11 protein-coding genes and 1 pseudogene are annotated in these 21,336 nt (G+C 52.9%); all 12 read right to left on the reverse strand.

What is annotated here, in order from left to right; all coding sequences use genetic code 11:
- Positions 1-8: 8 nt before the first annotated feature.
- Entirely contained in the window at positions 9-572 is a 564-nt protein-coding gene (locus ACKWCC_RS11440) for a Crp/Fnr family transcriptional regulator (protein WP_413996073.1), read from the reverse strand.
- A gap of 186 nt (positions 573-758) precedes the next feature.
- Positions 759-1,007 (reverse strand): hypothetical protein, encoded by a 249-nt coding sequence (locus tag ACKWCC_RS11445; RefSeq protein ID WP_413996074.1) that lies wholly within the window; start codon positions 1,005-1,007, stop codon positions 759-761.
- Between the two features lie 771 nt (positions 1,008-1,778).
- Positions 1,779-3,800 carry a tetratricopeptide repeat-containing sensor histidine kinase gene (locus tag ACKWCC_RS11450; RefSeq protein ID WP_413996075.1) on the reverse strand — a complete coding sequence of 674 codons (2,022 nt, stop codon included), beginning with the start codon at positions 3,798-3,800 and terminating at the stop codon, positions 1,779-1,781.
- A gap of 284 nt (positions 3,801-4,084) precedes the next feature.
- On the reverse strand, positions 4,085-5,539 hold the full coding sequence (locus tag ACKWCC_RS11455) for an efflux transporter outer membrane subunit (RefSeq protein WP_413996076.1): 1,455 nt from the start codon (positions 5,537-5,539) through the stop codon (positions 4,085-4,087).
- 108 nt (positions 5,540-5,647) lie between these two features.
- A pseudogene (locus ACKWCC_RS11460) lies at positions 5,648-8,761 on the reverse strand (efflux RND transporter permease subunit).
- Positions 8,762-8,779: 18 nt separating this feature from the next.
- Positions 8,780-9,910: an efflux RND transporter periplasmic adaptor subunit gene (locus ACKWCC_RS11465; RefSeq protein WP_413996077.1), complete on the reverse strand. Its 1,131-nt coding sequence runs from the start codon at positions 9,908-9,910 to the stop codon at positions 8,780-8,782.
- Between the two features lie 105 nt (positions 9,911-10,015).
- A complete protein-coding gene (locus ACKWCC_RS11470) occupies positions 10,016-10,246 on the reverse strand; it encodes a hypothetical protein (RefSeq protein ID WP_413996078.1) in 231 nt (76 codons plus the stop codon).
- Between the two features lie 792 nt (positions 10,247-11,038).
- Positions 11,039-12,055 carry an ABC transporter ATP-binding protein gene (locus tag ACKWCC_RS11475; protein ID WP_413996079.1) on the reverse strand — a complete coding sequence of 339 codons (1,017 nt, stop codon included), beginning with the start codon at positions 12,053-12,055 and terminating at the stop codon, positions 11,039-11,041.
- The gene (locus ACKWCC_RS11480; RefSeq protein ID WP_413996080.1) at positions 12,039-13,697 is read right to left on the reverse strand and encodes an ABC transporter permease; all 1,659 of its coding nucleotides are present in this window, start codon (positions 13,695-13,697) and stop codon (positions 12,039-12,041) included. Before ACKWCC_RS11480 ends, ACKWCC_RS11475 begins: the two co-directional genes overlap by 17 nt.
- Positions 13,698-13,887: 190 nt before the next feature.
- The gene (locus ACKWCC_RS11485; protein WP_413996081.1) at positions 13,888-14,937 is read right to left on the reverse strand and encodes a Fe(3+) ABC transporter substrate-binding protein; all 1,050 of its coding nucleotides are present in this window, start codon (positions 14,935-14,937) and stop codon (positions 13,888-13,890) included.
- Between the two features lie 181 nt (positions 14,938-15,118).
- Entirely contained in the window at positions 15,119-16,327 is a 1,209-nt protein-coding gene (locus ACKWCC_RS11490; protein WP_413996082.1) for an efflux RND transporter periplasmic adaptor subunit, read from the reverse strand.
- A 47-nt stretch (positions 16,328-16,374) separates the two neighbouring features.
- Positions 16,375-20,700 carry a CusA/CzcA family heavy metal efflux RND transporter gene (locus tag ACKWCC_RS11495; protein WP_413996083.1) on the reverse strand — a complete coding sequence of 1,442 codons (4,326 nt, stop codon included), beginning with the start codon at positions 20,698-20,700 and terminating at the stop codon, positions 16,375-16,377.
- Between the last annotated feature and the right edge of the window lie 636 nt (positions 20,701-21,336).

Below are 21,336 nucleotides of genomic sequence, written 5' to 3' on the forward strand. Positions count from 1 at the left end.
GATGTATGTTAAGGGGCCTGTTTTTTTCTGATGCGGCTAAGGGATTCGGGTTGTATGCCCAAATAGGATGCGATGACGGTCTGCGGGATTCTTTTTTCCATATTGGGGTATTCTTCCAAAAATTCGCGGTATCTGCTTTGGGCATCGAGCAGGAGCATGTCCCTTTCCCTTTTTTCCTTTATGCCGAAGCCCCTTTCCACAAATCCCAGTAGAAAGCTTGGCCAAAAAGGATCGGATTTCAATAATTGCCGCCACTTTACGTAAGGAATGGAAAACAACTCGGCATCTTCCAAGGCCTCTATAAAAAAGTAGGAAGGCTTGTTTGAGATCATGGCCGAGTACGAAGAGATAAAGCGATCTTCCAAAATGATGCCCTTTGTAAACGCTTTGCCCTGTTCGCTCAGGTACACATATCTAAATATTCCTTTTAGCACATAGGCAAATTTGTTGGGCGTTTCTCCTGCACGGATGTAGTATTGTCCTTTCTGGATACCTTCTCTCCGGCCAATGGCCATAAGTTCTTCCACCCTTTCATTGGGCAACAATTTCTCAAAAGACTTTCGTGCATCCATGTTCTTGGCGGCTTACAGGTCATCAATCCATAAAAAAACCAACAGCATCCCTAAAGATATTAAATTGGGTAGGATATACGAAGTGGTTGGCCCGTGGGTAGCCAATTAAACTGGTAATGGCTTGGGTGTCATTTCTTTGCGATCACCCATAACAAGTTGGTTTAGGACATAACCTTCATTTTGGCCTTACTGCCTTGGGCGTTGAAACCACCAAAACCACCCACCGCCCAGGGACTTGTACAACAGGACCTGGTTCTGCGTCCTTCCTGCCTGTACCTCCAGCAGTTCCAGTTTGGCCGTGAGGGAGTTCTCTTGGGCGGTAATGATCTCCAGGTAATTGGCCCTGCCGGAGGCGAAAGGTAACTTGGATATGGTGATGGAGCGTTCCAGTTCCCGCACTTGTGGCGACGGTAACCCAAGCGCTGTGCCGGACATTCGTAAAGAGGGTACAACCCCAACAAAAACAAGACATTTGCCATCGAGGGACATTGCCTTGGTGGTTGATCAAAAGTGGGCGCAAGGATGGAATTTGCCGGGATATGAGGCCGTGATGGAATTTCTAATCCAAGCTCTGGGATGGGTCTGCTTTAAAAAAAAAATGATTTCATAAAAATAGGGAGCCCCAGGGCCATTCTGCACCACGGGCTCAAACTGAATGGCCATAATTTCCCCATCTTGCCTAAAACTGATCAATTCTGGTTCTAAGACCCGCACAACATCTTCCGCTGAATTGAGAAGGGACCATCTAAATTTCCCCCTCCCAAGCTTTTCCCATCTGCCCTGAGCGGTAGGTTTAACAAAACATTCCGTTGCGCTTATTTGCTCACTTTCCTCAAAGGTCATCTCACCGTTTGTGTTGAAAGTGAGATTTTCATATCCTCTGCACATACGCGAATTCTGTTGGGGCAAGGTGCTGCCATCAACATCCGTTTTAATCTCCCCAAAACCGGACCATTGTCCTATTAGCAGTTCTTCTTCCGAAATGGCCTTTTCGTCCCTGTCGCACGAAATGACCAAAGACATCGTAAAAAAACGTACATCAAGTTCTTCATGGCAATGATTCAATTTGAATAATATCTGGCTTCTTGTTCAAAAAACCGTTTTTCATAGCTTTGTTTAAGACCAGCATCTAAGCGATACAACGCATTGAAGTGTAAATAGTTAAAGTCAAAATAAATATAATTTCCATATTAACCGTACATAGCATCAAGAAATTGCGGGTTTTCCAAAAACCAGCGAGACCTTGGTACCGTTCTCCACTTGGTAGCTGATCGTGCCGTTCAGTTGTTTGGTGAGCAGGTCTATGAGCTGGGTGCCGAAGCCCGTTCCCTGCAGTGGTGCATCTATCGCCTTACCAATGCCATCATCCGAAAAATAGAGTACAAAATTATCGTTGTTGGGCCCTTGTCGGGTCAGATTTACCTGTATGTTGCCCTTTTCCTTCCCCTTAAAGGCATATTTGAAGGCATTGGTCATCAGTTCGTTGGTGATCAGGCCCACCGAGATGGCGGTGTCCACGTCCAGCACCAGTTCGGGCATATCACAGTCAATTTTGATTTTTCCGTGGGCATCGAAAGAATTGCGGATGTTATCACCCAGGTTCACAAAATAATCGCGCATTTCTATGGAGGTCAGGTGTTCGTTCTGGTAGAGTTTTTGGTGTATGATGCCCATGGAATGCACCCGGTTTTGGCTGGAGCGCATCGCCGCCTGTACTGAAGGATCCTCGATCTGCGCCGATTGAAGCTGCAACAAACTCGACACCAGCTCAAGGTTGTTCTTAACCCGGTGGTGAATTTCCTTGAGAAGCAGTTCGTTTTCCTTATGGCGTTTGTCCAGTTGCGCATTGGAAACTGCAAGATTTTTGTTCAAGTTCTCCAGTTGCTTGTTTTTCTTCTTGTTTTTATTGAAGGCATAGAACAGACCTCCCAAAATAACGACCAATAGGGCCCCTGCGAGATAGCTCAGCAACTGGTTTTTTTGCTGTTGCGCTATCAACTCGGACTGGGAAGAAATGGTTTCGTCCTTTTGTTCGGTTTCGTATTTTACCCTCAATTCACTTTTTAGGGCCTGGGTTTCTTCATTCAGGGCATTGATCGCAATATCCTTGCCTTCGGCCAAATAGGTGTAGGCCAAATCTGGCCGATCGAGGGCCTTATAGCTTTCCGCGAGCCATAAATAGTGCTTTTTTAACTCCTCGGGGCTATGTACTTTTTTCTCCCTGAAATGCGCCACATAGTCTTTTAGGTAAGGAATGGCCTCGGCATATTTTCCCTGCAGATATAGGATGCTGCCAATGCCGCCTTTCCAACCGTTGGCCATTTCGTCCCCATACTTTTCCCTCATGCCCTTCCAAGAAAATTCAAAATCGGCCAAGGCCTCGTCATATCTTCTTAAATCCCTGTAGGCCTGTGCCCGCCAGGCCCTGACATTCAGTATTTCCGATTTTTGGTATTCCTCGGGCAAATTGGGAACGAGGGCCATAGCCTTGTTAACCGCGTTTAGTGCCTCGTTTGGCATGTCCGTATTCAGATAGATATGGCTCTGGCCCAAAAATGCCCGGATCAAAGGATGGGTGTTTTGCTCCTTTTCGTAGGCGGCAACCACCATTTTACTGTATTTTAAGGCCGATGTATAATCCTTTGTGTTGGCGTACAAATTGCTCAAGGACGCGTGGATGGCATTGATGGTTTTTTGATCTTTGTTGGCCTGTGCCATCTCCAGGCCTTTAAAATAATGGACCTCGGCTTCGGCGTATCGCTGCATAAAGTCCAGATCGAACCCCACCGTTCTGTAGGCTTTGCTGATCAGTTCTTTGTCCTTGGTCTTTAAAAATTCCTGAAGGGCCTTGTTATCATAGAAATAAATCGAATCCTTGTTTTCCGAGGAGATGCTGAGGTAATGCCAGTTGGCCAGTTCCTTATAGACTTTGGCCAATAAAAGGGGTTCTTTGTTTTCCTTGGCACGGCCCAGTATCTTCCATAATTCCTTTTTGATGGCAGTATCGTTTTCCCCGGTCATTTTATTGATGGCCTTGCCCAGTCCCACTATTGCGCTATCTATGGGGATGGACTGAAGGTCAGATAATTGAAGTGATTCTTGTTGCGCCGGGGATAGTGGCGGAAGTAGCAACAGCAATAGGATGCCCAGCCGTGCGCTCAAGTAAACCTTCAGTTTGTTCTTTGAGGCCGTAAAGCGTCTCGGCGCTAAGATTTCATCCGTCTTCAAGGGTTGTCTTTTTTTGGTTGGCAGCACCAGGTGGGCAACCCAGCGCTTCGTTGCAGATCACAAGCTACGCAATTTTGAGCATTTTTCAGCCTGAAATATGGGCTGGCCAAAAATTGGAAAAATTTTGGTTCTGTTGTTCTTTTTGGTGACAACGGTACCGGACAAGGGCCACGCTCAAAAAATAGCCAGGGTTTCGGGCAGCTCCGATGATCGAATACAGGACAGCATCTGGCCAGATCAAGCATTTTAAATAGAATGGGAACTTGGGTGGGCCAAGGCCTGGATCAAAACCACCCACCGCCCAGGGACTTGAACAACAGGACCTGGTTCTGCGTCCTTTCTGCCTGGACCTCAAGCAGTTCCAGTTTGGCCGTGAGGGAGTTCTCTTGGGCGGTAATGATCTCCAGGTAATTGGCCCTGCCGGAGGCGAAAAGTAATTTGGATATGGTGATGGAGCGTTCCAGTTCCCGCACTTGTTGCGCCTTTAAATCCTTCATTTCCTCCAACAGCTGCGTTTTCTGCACGGTCTCAAATACTTCGCCAAAGGCAGTGACCACCGTGCGCTCATAATTCAGATATGCCTCGGTCTGCGATGCTTTGGAGAGCAGCAGTTCGGCCTTTAGCGCCCGCCGGTTCAACAGCGGCGCGGTGAGACCGCCCGCCAGGTTGTAGGCCACGGATGCCGGGGTATCGAACAACAGGGCCGATCGGAAGGCCTGGTAGCCCAGATTGGCATTGATGTTAAGGCTGGGGTAAAAAGCGGCCTTGGCGGCGCGCACATCGGCATTTTTGGAGCGCAGTTCAAAATAGGCGGCCTTGAGGTCTGGCCGGTTCTGCAATAGGTCCGAGGGAATGCCCGTCTCAATGGCGGTGCTGGGGATCAGATCTTCGGAAAACGGACTTCTTTCTATCTTTTGGGGATACCGCCCCAAGAGGAGGTTCAGGGCATTTTCCAGTTCCAATATGCGCATTTTGGTGGCCAGGAGCATGTTCTTGGCATCCAGCACCTGGGCGGCCAAGAGCCCAATGCCCAGCTCGGTTTCCTTTCCGGCCTGCTTTTGCATCCGTACCACGGCTAGGGCGTTCTCCTGGAGGGCAATGTTCTCTTCAATGATCACCAGTTCCTGATCCAACAATTGCAGGTTGGTGTACAGTATGGCCACATCGGCCACCAATTGCGTCAGCACCAAATGTACACCCTGCCCCGAGGCCAGAAACCGATCTAGCGCAGCCTTTTTTCTATCTTTTAGCTTGCCCCATAGGTCTATTTCCCAATGGGAATAGACCCCCGTGTAGAAATCGGGCAGGGGATCGGGAATTTGCTGCTCATCGGTGAGGTTGGGAGAGAACTGGGTGTCAAAATTACCCACCCCGTCCATGGTGAACTCCCCAAAACGGCGCACGCCCGCCCCGATACGGGCACCCAGTTCGGGCACCAACCTCCCGGAGGCATATTGCACTTCGGACTGTACCTGCACCAGTCGCTGATAGGCGATGTTCACATCGAAATTGGAGACCACGGCGCTGTCTATTAGGGCGTGCAGGACCGAATCCTTAAAAAACTCCCGCCAAGACAGGGGAGGGGTCGCCTGGGCCGAAGCCATGGAATCCAACATCATTTTCCTGGCCCCTGAATCGTATTGTTCGGGAATACCGATGTTTGCGGTAAAGGGGTCCTTTGTACTGGTGCAGGACAGGAGCACCAAAAAGATCAAACTGCTGAGAAGTCCTTTTTTCATCGGTGTGTTTCTATTGTTTTTTAAGGTGAGACCTGCCCGTTCTGGTTCAGGCGGGTGTCATTCGCCAACCAACATTTGGGTTGGTATCCAGCATGGTTAGGGCTCATTTCATTCCTTGTTTTTTTTGGACATGGAGGCAAAGAGAACGTAAAGTCCGGGAATGACCAGCACGCCAAATAGGGTCCCGAACAACATACCGCCCGCTGCCGCCGAGCCAATGGTCCGGTTCCCTATGGCCCCTGCGCCAGAGGCGAGCATCAAGGGAATGAGCCCTGCCGTAAAGGCAAAGGAGGTCATTAAAATGGGCCGTAAACGGGCCGAGGCCCCGGCAATGGCGGCCTGCACCACGGTCCTGCCCTCGCTTTGTTTTAAAATGGCAAATTCCACAATGAGAATGGCATTCTTGCCCAGAAGTCCGATCAGCATCACCATGGCCACCTAGGCGTATATGTTGTTTTCCAGGCCCAGCATCACCAAGAACAGGAAAGAGCCAAACACCCCGGTGGGGAGGAACAGCAGTACGGGCAGCGGCAATAGAAAGCTCTCGTACTGGGCCGAGAGCAGGAGGTACACGAACACCAGACAGATCAAAAAGACGAACACCACTTGGTTGCCCGATAGAATCTCCTCGCGGGTCATCCCGGACCATTCATAGTCGTAGCCCCTGGGCAGCTGTGCCGCCGCGGTCTCCTGCACGGCGGTGATGGCATCGCCACTGCTGAATCCCTCGGCGGGATTTCCGCTCACCATCGCAGAAACGTACATATTGTAGCGCGTAAGCTGCTCGGGGCCATAGACCCGCTCTATGCGGGCAAAGGCACTGTAAGGCACCATTTCACCGTCCGCATTTTTCACCCTGAGTTTCAAGAGGTCGTCCGGTTGGTCGCGGTAAACGGGGTCTGCCTGTACCATGACCTTGTACATTTGCCCGTACTTGATAAAGTTGGTGGCGTAAAAACTTCCTATGAGCGATTGTAGGTTGATGAGGGCATCCTCTGCCGTGATCTTCTTTTTGGCCGCATTGTCCGGATCAATGTGGATCAGGTATTGGGGAAAGGAGGGGTCAAAGCTGGAATAGGCTTCGGCGATCTCTGGCCGCTTGGCCAGTGCGGCAATGAACTGGTCGGTTACGCGTGCCGTTTCCTGTAGGTCCGTACCGCCGGTCTTGTCCAGTACCCGCATTTCAAAGCCATCCGCGTTTCCGAAGCCGGGAACGGCAGGGGGCGGGAAAAACTGTATCTCCGCATCTTTGATATGCCGTGTTTTTTGCACCAGCTCCGCGATGATGGCATTCGCGTCACGATCGCGATCGTCCCAAGGTTTTAGGTTGATGGTGCTCATCCCAAAGGAAGAGCCCACCCCTTCGGTCATCATGCTGTAGCCAGATAGACTGGAAATGGACTCCACCTCCTCCAACTGCTGGGAAACCCGGTCTATTTCGTCCATCACAATCTCGGTGCGTTCCAAAGTGGATCCGGTGGGCGTGGTCACGTTCACATAAATGGTGCCCTGATCTTCGGTGGGGATAAAGCCGGTGGGCAAAAATTGGCCCACCCCCCAGCTGCCAAAGATGAAGAGGGCGATCACGCCCACGGTCACCGTTCTACGGTTTACAATGAGCAGTAAAATGGAGCGGTACTTCTCCGAGATCTGCATAAAGCGATGGTTGAAGGCATCGAAAAACCGACTGAGCCAAGTGTGTTTCTTGTTCACTTCGATCGGTTTCAGCATCAAGGCGCAGAGGGCCGGGGTCAAGGTAAGGGCGTTTACCCCCGAAATGATGATGGAAACGGCCATGGTAATGGAAAATTGCCGGTAAAACACCCCTACGGGGCCATCCAGGAAGGCCACGGGAATGAATACGGCGGACATCACCAAGGTAATGGCCACAATGGCCCCGGTGATCTCGTTCATGGCCTCAATGGTGGCGGCCTTGGGTTCCAGTCCCTTCTCGTGCATTTTGGCGTGCACGGCCTCCACCACCACAATGGCGTTGTCCACCACAATGCCAATGGCCAATACCAAGGCAAAAAGGGTGAGCAAATTAACGCTGAATCCAAAGGGCTGCATAAAGGCAAAGGCCCCGACAAGGGCCACGGGAACGGCCAAAATGGGAATGATGGTAGATCTTAGATCCTGTAGGAAGACAAACACCACCAAGGCCACCAAAATAAAGGCTTCGATCAGGGTCTTGACCACTTCCTTGATGGAGGCATCCAGAAACCGTGAGACGTCATAACTAATGGTATAGTCCATCCCTGGCGGAAAGGAACTCCGTTTCAGTTCTTCCAGCCTCTTTTTTACATCGGCAATGACCTGGCTGGCGTTGGATCCGGGGCGCTGTTTCAGCACAATGGCCGCTGAGGGACTTCCGTTTTCCTTGGAGATCACATCGTACTCCACCGAACCAAATTCCACCGAGGCCACGTCCCTGAGGCGCAGCAGCTCGCCACCATCGGTTATTTTCACCACCACATTTTCATAATCTTCCTTTTCCGTGAGTTTGCCGGTGTACCGCAGCACGTACTGCATGGACTGTGGGGTTTTGCCGGAACTCTCGCCAATTTTTCCCGGTGCGGCCTCCAGGTTCTGCTTTCTCAGGGCGTGGATCACATCTTGGGCCGAAACGCCGTAGGCATCCAACTGCTGTGGCTTTAACCAAATCCGCATGGCGTATTCCCTGTTGCCCATGATCTGGGCGTAGCCCACGCCTTTAATGCGGCGCAGCTCCAAGAGCACGTTGATGTCCGCAAAATTGTAAATGAACTTTTCGTCCAAGGTGGGGTCGTCCGCCTTTAGGTTGATGTACATGAGCATGGAGTTGATCTCCTTTTCCGTGATCACCCCGGCGCGGATCACCTCTTCGGGCAGTTCGTCCAAAATGGTGGCCACCCGGTTCTGTACGTTCACCGCCGCCACATCTGGGTCGGTGCCCACCTCAAAATAGACAGTGATCACGCTGGTACCGTCGTTGCCCGATACCGAGGTCATATAGGTCATTCCCGGAACGCCATTGATGGCGCGCTCCAAAGGGGTCACCACCGCTTTTGCCGATACCTCGGCATTGGCACCCGTGTATTTGGTGGTCACCGATACCGCTGGTGGGGCAATGTCCGGATATTGGGTCACGGGCAGGCCAAAAAAGGCCAGCACGCCCACCAAAACGATGAAGATGGAAATGACAAGGGAGAGAACAGGTCTTTCAATGAATTTTTGTACCATGGTGCTTTTGGGTCTAGGTTAGCGTTTGGCGAAAGCTTCCATGATATCTTTCATAGGCCGCATCTCGGGCACAATGGCAAGGCCATCACTGGCCGTCTGCACCCCTTCGTACACAATGGTGTCCTTGGGCGAGACCCCTTCCGCGATCACATAAAGGTGGGGCAATCTGGATTCAATTTTAATTTGCCGCACGCTCAGGGTATTGTCCGCGTTCACCACATAGACAAACATGCGGTCCTGAATCTCAAACGTGGCCTTTTGCGGAATGACCAAGGCGTTGGGCAAATCCCTTTCTATGCGGACCTTGCCACTGGCCCCGTGCTTGAGCAGGCCGCCCGGATTGTTGAAACGGGCCCTAAAGGCCAGGTTTCCGGTTTCCTGGTCTATCTCACCGTCCATGGTCTCTATGGTGCCGGCATCGGTATGCTTAAGTCCATTGGCCAAAATGAGCTCCACCTGTCTCTTGCCCGGTCCGTTTTGCCCAAGATCGGACATCAAGGCCAAGTATTCTTTTTCGGAGACATCAAAATAGGCGAACACTTCCTTGTTCTGGCTCAAGGTGGTGAGCAGGGTGCCCTCTTCCACCAAACTGCCCCTTTTTTGGGGCAAACGATTGATGATGCCGTCAAAGGGCGCCTTTATTTTGGTGTAGGACAGCATATAGGCGGCCTGCGCCCTGTCGGCCGCGGCCTGTTGCACCTTGGCCTTGGCGATCTGCAGCCTGTTCTTGGCAAATTCAAGCTCAATGGAAGAGATGACGTTTTCGGCCAGCAGGGTCTCTATGTTCTGTAGCTCCAGCTCGGCGTTGTTCATTTCGGCCTCGGCCATGAGCAACTCGGCATCGCTTTTGGCCAGGGCCTCTTGGTACACATCGCTGTTGATGCTGAAAAGCAACTGCCCCGCCCTTACCTGGGCACCCTCATCCACGTGAATGCGTTCCAGGTAGCCCTGTGCCTTGGCCCTGATGTCTATGTTCTGTACCGCCAGTATCTCGGCCACATAATCCACTGCCGTCTTGGTGTTTATGACCACGGGCTTGGTCACGGGAAAATTGGGTGCTTCACTTTGTTGTGTCACCTTGTCGTTACAGGCTTGCAGTGCCAGGCACAGAAAGACCCAAAGGTGTTTTTTTGTGGTTAAACCGTACATTTTTTGGAAAAGATCCATAAGAACATTTCATGAGTTGGCAGGCCCCAATGCGTAAAAGGGTTTGTTTTTACGGCGTAGAGGCCATAGGTTGAGGGAAAACGAAAATCAGATGAGGGGGGCGTGGTGCCGGGGCGGCGGGTCCAAGATGTGGGAAATCACGGGAAGCCCCCTAAGTTCTTTTTTGTCCACCAGGGTGCCGGGCCCTTTCACCGGGGTTGCGGCATCATCCCCCAATGGGGTTTCCGGGAGGTTTTCGGTGGGTTCCAAAAAATCCAAAGAGAAGGAATGGTCAACGGGAGACAAGGTTTCCCCCGTGGTCGTTTGGGGGATTGCCACATCTTCTGTCGGGGCATCCACAAAAGGTTCAAAAAACCAAAAGAAACCGTAAAGGCAACACACAAGGAGTAGAAACGGCTTATGGAAGGGTAGGGAACATGTTTTTAAATCGGAATATAAAGAAGCCATAATCGAAGGGTCTAGGGACATCCTACATCTGCGCCGTTCAACCCAGATTATGCACTAGACTTTCGTGATGAGGGTGTAAATCCCAATAAAATCAAGACTTTTGCGATTGAGGCGTAGCCATCGCTACGGTGAGTGAGCAAAAGTCAGTGCAACGATTGATTTTGCAGGGATTTGCAGCCGTAATAGAATTTCTATTGCTTATTCTGGGTTCAATACATTTGTTTCAAACTCTTAAAGTTAATGACCATATATATTGCTTCCGTGACTTTAACGTATGTTTAACCCAATTGGCCTTTTGCAGGTGCACCATCTGGGCTTACCCTACCAAAGGGCTACCAAGGCCACGGGGAGCCCTTGCTTACTGTTCATCAGGGCTGTAGTGCCCGCAGGCCCCGTTCAAGGGGTCAGTGTGGCCGATCTTTAAACCCAGATTATGCACTGGACTTTCGGATGAGGGTGTAAAGCCCAATAAAATCAAGACTTTTGCGATTGAGGCGCCCGCCTGAATGACTCAGTCGGGCAGGCCCGCCCGAACGTATCGTTCGGTACGGGCGGGTAGCCATCGCTACGGTGAGTGAGCAAAAGTCAGTGCAACGATTGATTTTGAAGGGATTTGCAGCCGTAATACCTGCCCGTTCCTTTCAGGCGGGGAATTTCTATTGCTTAATCTGGGTTAAAGGTGAGCACCGCTTCTTTTTCAAAGCCCAGGGCGATCTCCCCGTGAAGCGCGGTGGTAGAGGTAAAGCTAATGCGCTTGCCATTGGGAAGGGTACAGCTGTTCAGGTGGTGCTGTCCAAAGAACAGACTTCGATCGATCTGCGTGCGTATTTGGTGGTTTCCGTGGTTTCCGTCCGTATCGGTTTTAAAGTGCTCCATGCGCACGGCATAATGGTGTCCTTCTTTTCCGTCATGGCCAAAGAGGCGCATGTCTTCCGCGCTCAGGGGCACCACACTGCCAAACAGGGAGGCCACATAGAGGCTGTTGGGATGCTGATAGAGCTGGCTGGCGCTGCCTTGCTGTACTATTTTCCCGTTTTTGAGCACCGCAATGTCGTCTGCGATCATGATGGCATCCTGGGTGTCATGGGTCACAAAAATGGCCGTGATGCCCAATTTGTTTATGATCTCAAAAATCTCGTTGCGCAGTTGCAGTTTTAGGGCGATGTCCAGATTGCTGAAGGGCTCGTCCAAAATGAGCAGTTTGGGCTCCGGCGCCAAGGCCCGGGCCAGGGCCACCCTCTGTTGCTGCCCGCCGGAAAGTTGGTGCGGGTAGCGTGCCTCGTAACCGCCCAGCCCCACCAGTTTCAGGACAGATTGGAGGGCGTTTCTTGAAATGTGCTTGCAGCCATAGGTTACGTTGTCATAAACGCTAAGGTGCGGAAAGAGGGCGTAATCCTGGAAGACCATGCCAATGTTCCTTTCTTCCGGGGGCACAAAGGCGGTAGGGGAGGTCAAGGATCGCCCTGCTACGGAAATGCTACCGCTGTCCGGGGTTTCCAGACCGGCAATGAGCCGAACCAAAGTGGTCTTGCCACAACCGCTTTCCCCCACCAGGGCCAAGATGTTCCCCTGGGCCAAGGATAGGGTCACGCCGCAAACCGCGGGATCTTTTCCTTGGTTAAAGGACTTGTGCAATGCGGTGGTGCGCAACACCGGCTTTGGGTCAGTCGGTTCTGTCATTGAGAATGAATCTGTTTAGTAGTACAATGGGCACAACTCCCGTGAGCACAATGCACAGCGCGGGCAGTGAGGCTTCCATTACCTGTTCGTCACTGGCGTACTCGTAGGCTTTTACCGCCAAGGTATTGAAATCGTAGGGTTTTAAGATCAGGGTCAGGGGCAATTCTTTCATCGTGTCCACAAAAACCAAAATAAAAGCGGCCAACAGGCCCGGTTTCAAGAGCGGCAGGTCTATCTTTAAAAAAGTGCGCCAGGGCCCCCTGCCCAGAAGTCGGGAAGCATCGGAGAGCGATTGCTTTATTTTTAGTTGGTTGGATTGGATGGGGTTTGCCGCCACCGCCAGAAACCTGATGATGTAGGCATAGACCAAAACGCCCAGGGTTCCGTTGAGCAGCAGCCCCACGTCTGCCCGGAACAGCTCCCGTGCCACCCCCATGAGCCACCGATCCAAGCCCAAGGTGGGGATCATGACCCCAATGGCCAGGACGGCACCGGGAACGGCATAGCCCAATATGGCCAGTTTTCCACTTTTGCGCAAAAACCCGAGGCGGTTCCAAACGGGGAAGTAAAGCGTCATCAGGGCCACCATGACGGTGAGCAGGGCCGTGAGCAGGGCCACGCCCAAACTTTTCAGGGCAATGCCCAAAAAGGCGCCCGAGGCCACCTTATGAAAGGTAAGTACGCTCCAATGTCCCAATTGCAGCACCGGCAACAGAAAGCCAAAAACCAAGGGCACGGCAATGATGGAAAGAAACAGGATACGTTTGGGCGGGGAGGCCTTGATCTTGGGAAGCTTGATCTTGCTCTTGGAGGCCAGGGCATAGCTCTTTTGGCCACGCTGCCAACGCTCCAGTAGCACAAAAAGGGCTACAAGCCCCAAAAGCAGGGCCGATAGATAGATGGCCGTGGCCGGTTCTTCCAGGGCAAACCAAGCGCGGAAGATGCCGGTGGTAAAGGTGCTCACACCGTAGTACTTGGCCGCCCCATAATCATTCAGCACTTCCATTACCACCAATAGCAAGCCGGCAAAGATACCGGGCCTGGCCATGGGCAGCACGATCTTGAAAAAGGTTTTGAACTCCGTGGCGCCCAAGAGCTTGGAGGCTTCCATGAGCCTACTGGACTGATATACAAAAACCGCACGGGAAGCCACGTAAACATAGGGAAAGAGCGAAACGCTGAGCACAAAGACCAATCCGGGAACGTTCATGACGTCCACCCGCGGGGCCTGCAGACCCAGCGCTTGGAACATACGGCCAAAACTGCCGCCATAATCAAAGAAACCGGCATAGGCATAGGCCGTGATGTAAGAAGGAAAGGCCAAGGGCAGGATCAAGAGCCACTCCAGCCATCGGTGGCCGGGAAGGTGGTACCGGCTCAAGAACCACGCGGCAGACACCCCCATGGCCAAGGTCATGATGGTGCAGCCCAGGATCAGCCAAAGGGAATTGCCCACGTAGTCCAGCAGCACATGATCCACCAGATGTTGCCAACTCTCCCCGGGCCCGGAAAAGATGCGTAGGGCAATGGTGTAGATGGGCAGGCCCATAAACAGCACAATGGCCACCGTGAAGACGGACCATTTGTTGAAATCCCTTATGGTTTCTTTTGGTTTGATATGCCACCCATTTTTATGTCCCATTTTCTTGCTCCAAACACCATCCTACGCCAAAAAAAGGTTTGGAAAGGTCAAGAGGGAGCACTTGGAAAACCGATCGGAAGCAATGAGGCCCCTATTTTTCCCTTTGGCGTGATGGGCCGTTTTATGAATGTTCGGGTTTTGGGGGCAGAAGTCTTGTTTTAAAAAAAAAAAGGAAACTTCGCCCTGGCTGTTATTTCCAGCCCACCTCGTCAAAGACCATCACCGCCTTTTTGTTGTTGTTCCCAAGGGCCGAAAGGTCCAGGGTATCTTCCTTGAAATCGCCCCAGGACCGCAAGAGCTCCGCGGCGGGAACTTTAGGGTTTACGGGGTATTCGTAATTGCTGTGGGCAAAGACCTTTTGGGCCTCCTCGCTGATCAGGAATTCCAAGAAGGTAACGGCGTTGGCCTTGTTGGGCGCGTACTTGGCCACGCCGGCGCCGCTCACGTTGATGTGGGTGCCGCGTCCGTCCTGATTGGGGAAAAAGATGCCCACGCCTTCACCGGCCTTTACCTCCTCGGCGTCTTCGGAGTTCAGCAGCTTCCCAATGTAGTAGGTGTTTACAATGGCCACATCGCCCTCACCGGCCACAACGGCCTTGACCTGGTCGCGGTCGTTGCCCTTGGGGTCGCGCGCCATATTGTTCAATACTCCATTGGCCCATTCCTTGGCCGTGGCCTCATCCGTATGGGCGATCACGGAAGCCATCAGGGATTGGTTGTAGATGTTCCCTGAGGAGCGCACCAAGATTTTTCCCTTCCATCGATCGGAAGCCAGGTCCTCATAGGTGCTCAATTGATCGGGCTGCACCCTGTCCTTGGCATAGGCAATGATCCTGGCCCTTTTGGTCAGGGCAAACCACTGGTTGTCCGTATCGCGCAAATGCCCGGGAACGGTGGTGCGGAGCACTTCGGAATCGACCGACTGTAAAAGGCCCCTGTCCTTGGCGCGCACCAGGCGGCCCGCATCTACCGTAATGAGGACATCTGCGGGAGATTGCGCACCCTCTTCGCCCATCTTTTGAATGAGTTCGTCCGCACTGGCGTTCACCACATTCACCTTGATGCCGGTCTTCTCCTCAAAACTGGCAAATAGCTCTTGGTCGGCGGGATAGTGCCTATGGGTATAGACATTTACTTCCTGGGCCACGGTTTCCCCATTGGACGCCCCGGTTTTCTTGGCTTCTTCCTTACAGGAGAGGAGCAGTACGGTGGCCAGAAGGCCAAAAATGATTTTTTTCATGATTTCAACAATGTTTTGGCACCTCGCACAGCTGATCTGTTCAATGGGCGTCGTTTTTTCCGAATCTCGTGGCAAGCGCTTCGGCCCATAGATCGGGTGGTGCCCCGTTTGCAATTGTGGGCAAAAGTACAACACAATTTTAAACCGTTCTAAATAAAGGGGGCTTTTTTGGGCAGTGGTCTCAATGATCGTGTGCCGCATTTTCCTTGTTGAGCTCTGCGCTGAGGTAGTAGGCGCTGTTCTGGGCAAAAAGGGCGTTTTTTGGGGGGGCTTCCAAAAAGCGAACCCCGGTCCAGTTCCTGCCTTCCTGTTCCACGATGACCTCCACGGGCACAAAGCGCCAACCATTTTTATCTTGTTCTCCCATAAAGACCAAATGCCGGCCGGCATCGTTGATCACGGCATCCGTGGGCAGGGCCGTGTTTTTGGTGTTGCCCACCTCTATTTGGGCACGCACGTAACTGCCCGGTATCAAGGCCATATCGGAATGTGGTATTTCGGCATGCACGTGCACGGCCCTGGGGTTTTGATCAAAGGCCTTGCTGATGTTGTAGATTTCCGAGGTACCCTCTGCATTGGATTGTGAGGGCACCGTGAACCGTACCGTTTGCCCCACGGCCACCCTGTGGGCGTCTTTCTCATAGACCGTGAGGTCTATGTGCACATGGTCCGTGTTCACCACATTGAACACCGGTGTCTGCGGGGCCACATACTGCCCCAGCTTGGCCATGATGTCCTGTACATGACCGTCTATGGGGCTTCTCAGGGCCAATTTGTTGCTGATGTTTCCGGCGGCCACCTCAGCGGCCGAAAGCCCCAGTTGCCTCAATTGTGCCGCAAGGGCCCTACGTTTGCCCTGGGCTGCTTTATAATTGGCCTCGGCACGTTGAAAGTTCATGCCGGAGCCCACCCCATTGCGGTACAACCGTTGTTGCCTTTGGTATTCCCGCTCCAAAAATTCCGCCTCGGTGTGCGCTTCCAGATAGTCCGATTGTATTTGTACTATATCCGGGTGCGCCAGGTAGGCCAAGGGCGTCCCTTTCTTCACCGCATTCCCGATCAAGACGGGAATGTCCACCAGATTGCCGCCCACCACGGTGGTCACGATGGCGTCGTTCTGGGGCGGCAGGTGCAATTCGCCGGAAGCTTCCACGTAGTTAGCCATGTTCCGTTGGGCCAAGGTGTCCACCTTCATTTTCAAGGCCTCAAACTGTCGATGGGTAAGAAAGACCGCATCGGTCTGTCCCTTGGTGCCCTCTTCTTGTTGGGCGGTTTGGTTGGCTTCCCCGCGGTGTGCGCCGTCTTGGCTTTCCCCGCACGATAGAAGCAAGGGGAGAAGGGCCATCCCTCTCCAAAGGTTTGGGAAATGTTTCATGGCTATGATGTTCATGCTGTTGGGTTCATATGTTGTGTTGGGCCTTGATGCCATGGCCTCCGCTATGGTTTAAAATAGTGGAGGGCAAAAAGGGCGTTCAAATGGTTTTCCAAGGCTTCCAGTCCCTTGAGTTCGGTTGTCAGTGCCGCGTTCATCAACTGTACAAAGCCAAAATAGTCAATGGCCCCTTCCCTGTAGGCAAACAGGGCCCCTTTTCGCTGCGTTTTGGCCAAGGGAAGGGCCTCTTCCTCATAGAACCTCCAGCTGCGTTCCCACTTATAGTGTTGTTGCAGGGCATTGTTGTACTGGGCCTTTAAGCGCTCCTGGCTAAGCAGGACCAGGTTTTCTGCCATTTCCACGTCCAGTTCCGCCGCCCTTTTCCTGGCTTTTTCCGGTCCGGACAACAAGGGAAGGGACAGCCCGGCTTGATAGCTGTAAAAGCCGCCGTTGCCATCAACGCGCTGCAATCCGCCCTGTAGGCTCAATTGTGGCAAAAGCTGGGCGCGCATCGCGGCAGCGCCCGCCTGGGCACTCTGGAGCTGACGCTCCACCAGGCGCTGGCCGGCATGGTCTTTTACGGAGAACTTGTCCGTGGCCAAGAAGAGCTCCATATCGGGCAATTGGGTGCTGGGCGCATGCCACCGATCGGCAAACAACCACAGGTTTAAATCCTGTAGGGCGATCTGTAGGTCGTTGTAGGCCTGTTCTTGTTTGTTCCTGTTCTGGAGGATCTCGTTTTTTGCGGCATTTCGTTCCAGTTGGGATATGGCCTCCACCTCAAAGTTCAGGTCTATGGTCTTGTTGAACTGGGCGTACACCGTGTCCATCTCTTGATAGAGACGGTAGGTCCGTTGGGCCAAATGGGCCTTGGCCCAGAGGGTTCTCACCTGTTGCTCCAGTTCCAAAACGGATAGGTCCCGTGCGGCTTGGGCCACCTCCAATTGCCGTTGCTGCCATTTCTTTACCGGGCCAATGGAGAACACCGCCATGTTTTGTTGTCCCAGGCCAATGGTGGTGTACACACTGCCGCCATCGCCAATCTCCTCTCCGCCGGTGTAGATTTGGGTGTTGCCCAAAGCGTTGGCATTTCCCTTAAGTACTTCTTGGCGTTCCACGGCCAGGGCCTGGTTGCGCAGGGCAGGGTAATTTTCCCTGGCCATGGCCACGGCATCCTCCATGGAAATGGGCACGGCCGGTGCCTGCTGGCCCCGGCCCGGATAAAGCCCAAAGAACAGCAGGGCAAAAGTGGCCAGTGCCGTCTTGGTGCCCCTGGGCCATATCTTGAACGTTCCTTCTTCCAACCAGTGGTACAGAATGGGAAGGATAAAGAGGGTGAGCAGGGTGGCGATCACCAGTCCGCCTATGACCACGGTTGCCAGGGGTCGTTGTACTTCCGCCCCGGCCGTGGTGGAGATGGCCATGGGCACAAAGCCCAGAATATCGGTCAGGGCGGTGAGCGTGATCGGGCGTATTCTGCGCGAGGTGCCCCGTAGAATGCGCTCTTTTAGGCTGGTAACCCCTTCTGCCTTGAGTTCATTGAGCCCATTGACCATGACCAGCCCGTTGAGCACCGCCACCCCAAACAGTACAATAAAGCCCACTCCGGCCGAGATGCTAAAGGGCATGTCCCTGGCCCATAGGGCAAATACACCCCCAATGGTGGCCAAGGGTATGGCCAGGTATATGATCATGGTCTGCCCCAAGGAGCGCAGGGCAAGGTAGATCAGTATAAAAATGAGCAGCAGTGCCACGGGCACCAAGGTGCGCAATTTTGATGTGGCCCGTTCCAGGTTCTCAAAGGCACCCCCATAGCGAATGAAATATCCCGGGGGCAGGCTAAGATCTTCGCGGAGCCTTTTTTGGATGTCTTGCACCACAGATTGCACGTCCCGGTTTCTGATGTTGATGCCCACATAGGTGCGCCTATTGGTGTTGTCCCTGCTGATCTGCATTGGGCCGGGCTTAAAGCTGATCTCCGCCAATTCGCGCAGCGGCAGTTGTGCCCCATTGGGAAGGTCCAGGTAGAGGTTCTTTACATCGGCCATGCTCTGCCGGTACGCTTCCTGAAAGCGCACCACCAGATCGAACCGTTTCTCGCCCTCAAAGACCACCCCGGCAGCGCCGCCCGCAAAAGCCGACTCCACAAAGCGGTTAAGGTCCTTGATCTGCAGTCCGTAGGTGGCCAGTTGTTCCCGGTCATAGCGGATATTGATCTGTGGCAGTCCGGTGGTGGCCTCCACTTTTAGGTCTGCCACTCCGGGAATGTTGGCAATGAGGCGCTCTATTTCACGGGCCTTCCGGGCCAGCACGTCCAAATCTTCACCGTAGAGTTTTACGGCCACATCTTGCCGCACGCCGGTCATCAGTTCATTGAAGCGCATTTCAATGGGCTGCGAAAACTCAAGCCCAACCCCGGGGAGCACGCTTACCGTTTCCTTTATTTTCTCAATGAGGTCTTCCTTGCTGGAGGCAGATACCCATTCGCTCTTGGGTTTAAGGATAATGAAGCAGTCCGCAATGTCCATGGGCATGGGGTCGGTGGGCACGTCCGATTGGCCAATGCGGCTAACGACCTGTTCGGCTTCGGGAAAATTGGCCATGATGAGCTGTTCGGCCTGGGTGGTCGTGGCAATGGTCTCCGAAAGCGAACTGCCGGGTTTTAGGATAACATGGAAGGCAATGTCGCCCTCATCGAGCGTGGGAATGAACTCCCCTCCCAGTCTGTTGAAGGTAAATACGGCGAGCACCAAAACCGCCAGGGAAAAACCAATGACCACCCTTTTATGCCCCAGGGCCCGTTGCAGTAGGGGTTTAAACTGCTCCGTTATCCAATGGATGAGGCGCTCTCCCCAAACAATTTTATCGGAAGACGGCCGTAGGAACAGGGCAGACACCATGGGCACATAGGTAAGGCAGAGCACCATGGCTCCCAGCATGGCAAAGATGAAGGTCAGGGCCATGGGCCGAAACATTTTGCCCTCTATGCCCTCCAACGCCAATATGGGCACGAATACAATAAGAATGATCAGCTGTCCAAAAAAAGCGGCGTTCATCATGTTTTTCGATGCACTTGCGGTGAGCCGGTCTTTCTCGGGACCGTTCACCAACTTGTCTTTCCTTAGTTTACGATACATTAAGAATACCGTGCTTTCCACAATGATGACCGCGCCGTCCACAATGATGCCAAAATCTATGGCCCCCAGGCTCATCAGGTTGGCCGAAACCCCAAAAAGATGCATGCAGATAAAGGCAAACAGCAGGGAGAGCGGAATGGTCGAGGCCACAATGAGGCCTCCGCGCCAGTTGCCCAGTAAGAGCACCAGCACCAGAATCACAATGAGACCGCCCTCCATCAAGTTTTGGGTCACGGTATCGGTGGTGTTGGCAATGAGGTCACTGCGGTCCAGAAAGGGTACAATGGAAATGCCCTCCGGCAGGGATTGCTGTATCAGGGCCATGCGTTCCTTTACCCCTTTAACCACTTCGTTGGAGTTGGCATCCTTGAGCATCATGACCGTGCCGCCCACGGCCTCTCCCTCCCCATTTTTGGTAAGGGCACCGTACCGTATGGCCGTTCCCATTCTTACCTGGCCAATGTCCTTGACCAGCACCGGTATCCCGTTGGTTGTCTTCACCACGGTGTTCTCAATGTCGGCCACATCACGCATCATGCCCTCGCCACGCACAAAAATGGCCTTACGGTCGCGCTCAATGTAGGCCCCACCCGTGTTCTGGTTGTTGTCTTGCAGGGCCGTAAAGACCTCCGTAATGGTAACGCCGGACGAACGTAGCACCTTGGGGTTCACGGCCACCTCGTACTGTTTGCTCTCACCGCCAAAGGCATTGACCTCCACCACGCCGGGCACCATGGCCATCTGTCTGGCAATGATCCAATCCTGCAGCGTGCGCAGCTCCATCACGGAATAGGTCTTCCTGTGCTCCGGAGCCACTTCCAACGTATATTGGTAAATCTCGCCCAGGCCGGTGGAAATGGGGCCCATATAGGGTGCTCCAAAACCTTCCGGGATCTCCTGCTGTATCTGGGGCAGTTTCTCTGCCACCAACTGTCTTGGAAGGTAGGTGCCCACGGCATCATCAAAAACCACGGTGACCAGGGAAAGACCGCTCCTGGAAATGGAACGGATCTCCCTGACATGGGGCAGGTTGCCCAAGGCCACCTCAATGGGGTAGGTCACAAACTGCTCTATATCTTCGGTTCCCAGATTGGCCGATTGCGTAATGACCTGTACCTGGTTGTTGGTAATGTCCGGAACGGCATCTATGGGCACTTGGGTCATGCTCCAAATGCCCCCCAATAAAAGAAAGAGGGTGAAGAGGCCAATGATGGCCTTGTTGTGTATGGAAAAATCAATGATTTTATCGATCATGGGTCTTTGGTTAAAAAGTATTGCCTATCCCTCCCCAGCCTTGCCCAAAAGCCAACCGTATGTTTTCCGTCAAGTTGCTCCATCCTTGCCCACTTCACCTACCACCCAGAACATGTATTGGACTTTTGCAATGAGGGTGCCAAGCCCAATAAGATCAAGACTTCTGTCCTCGGGGCATCCCCCCGAATGACTAGGTCGGGCGGGCCCGCCCGTACCGAACGGTACGTTCGGGCAGGCAGCCATTGCCATCGCGCTCGGGCAAAGGTGTACGCAGCGATCGCTTTGGCCGGGATTTACAGCCGTAAAAGCATTTTTACTGCATCATCTGGGTTCAACAGTGCCCATTGCCCTTCCTGGTCATTGCAACGCATACGTCTGGAAATCAATCCACAACAGGGTTTTTGGTGCCAACATCATAAAATCGCCGTGCTGCCAAATGCACCCTATACAAAGATAAAGGGATTGTGTTGGTCCAAGCCCAAAAAAGAGCTTAGACTAATTCTATTTTATAGCCTAACGGCATATGGGGCAGCGTCCCTTTTGCCGGTGCCCAGGGATTCAAACAAAAAAGAAGCTTAACCTCCGGGCTGGCCCGGAGCATCCTCGGGCCTCGGGTATGTCCGGGGCAGGTATCCA

The organism is Maribacter aquimarinus (assembly GCF_047345505.1).
Taxonomy (GTDB): domain Bacteria; phylum Bacteroidota; class Bacteroidia; order Flavobacteriales; family Flavobacteriaceae; genus Maribacter.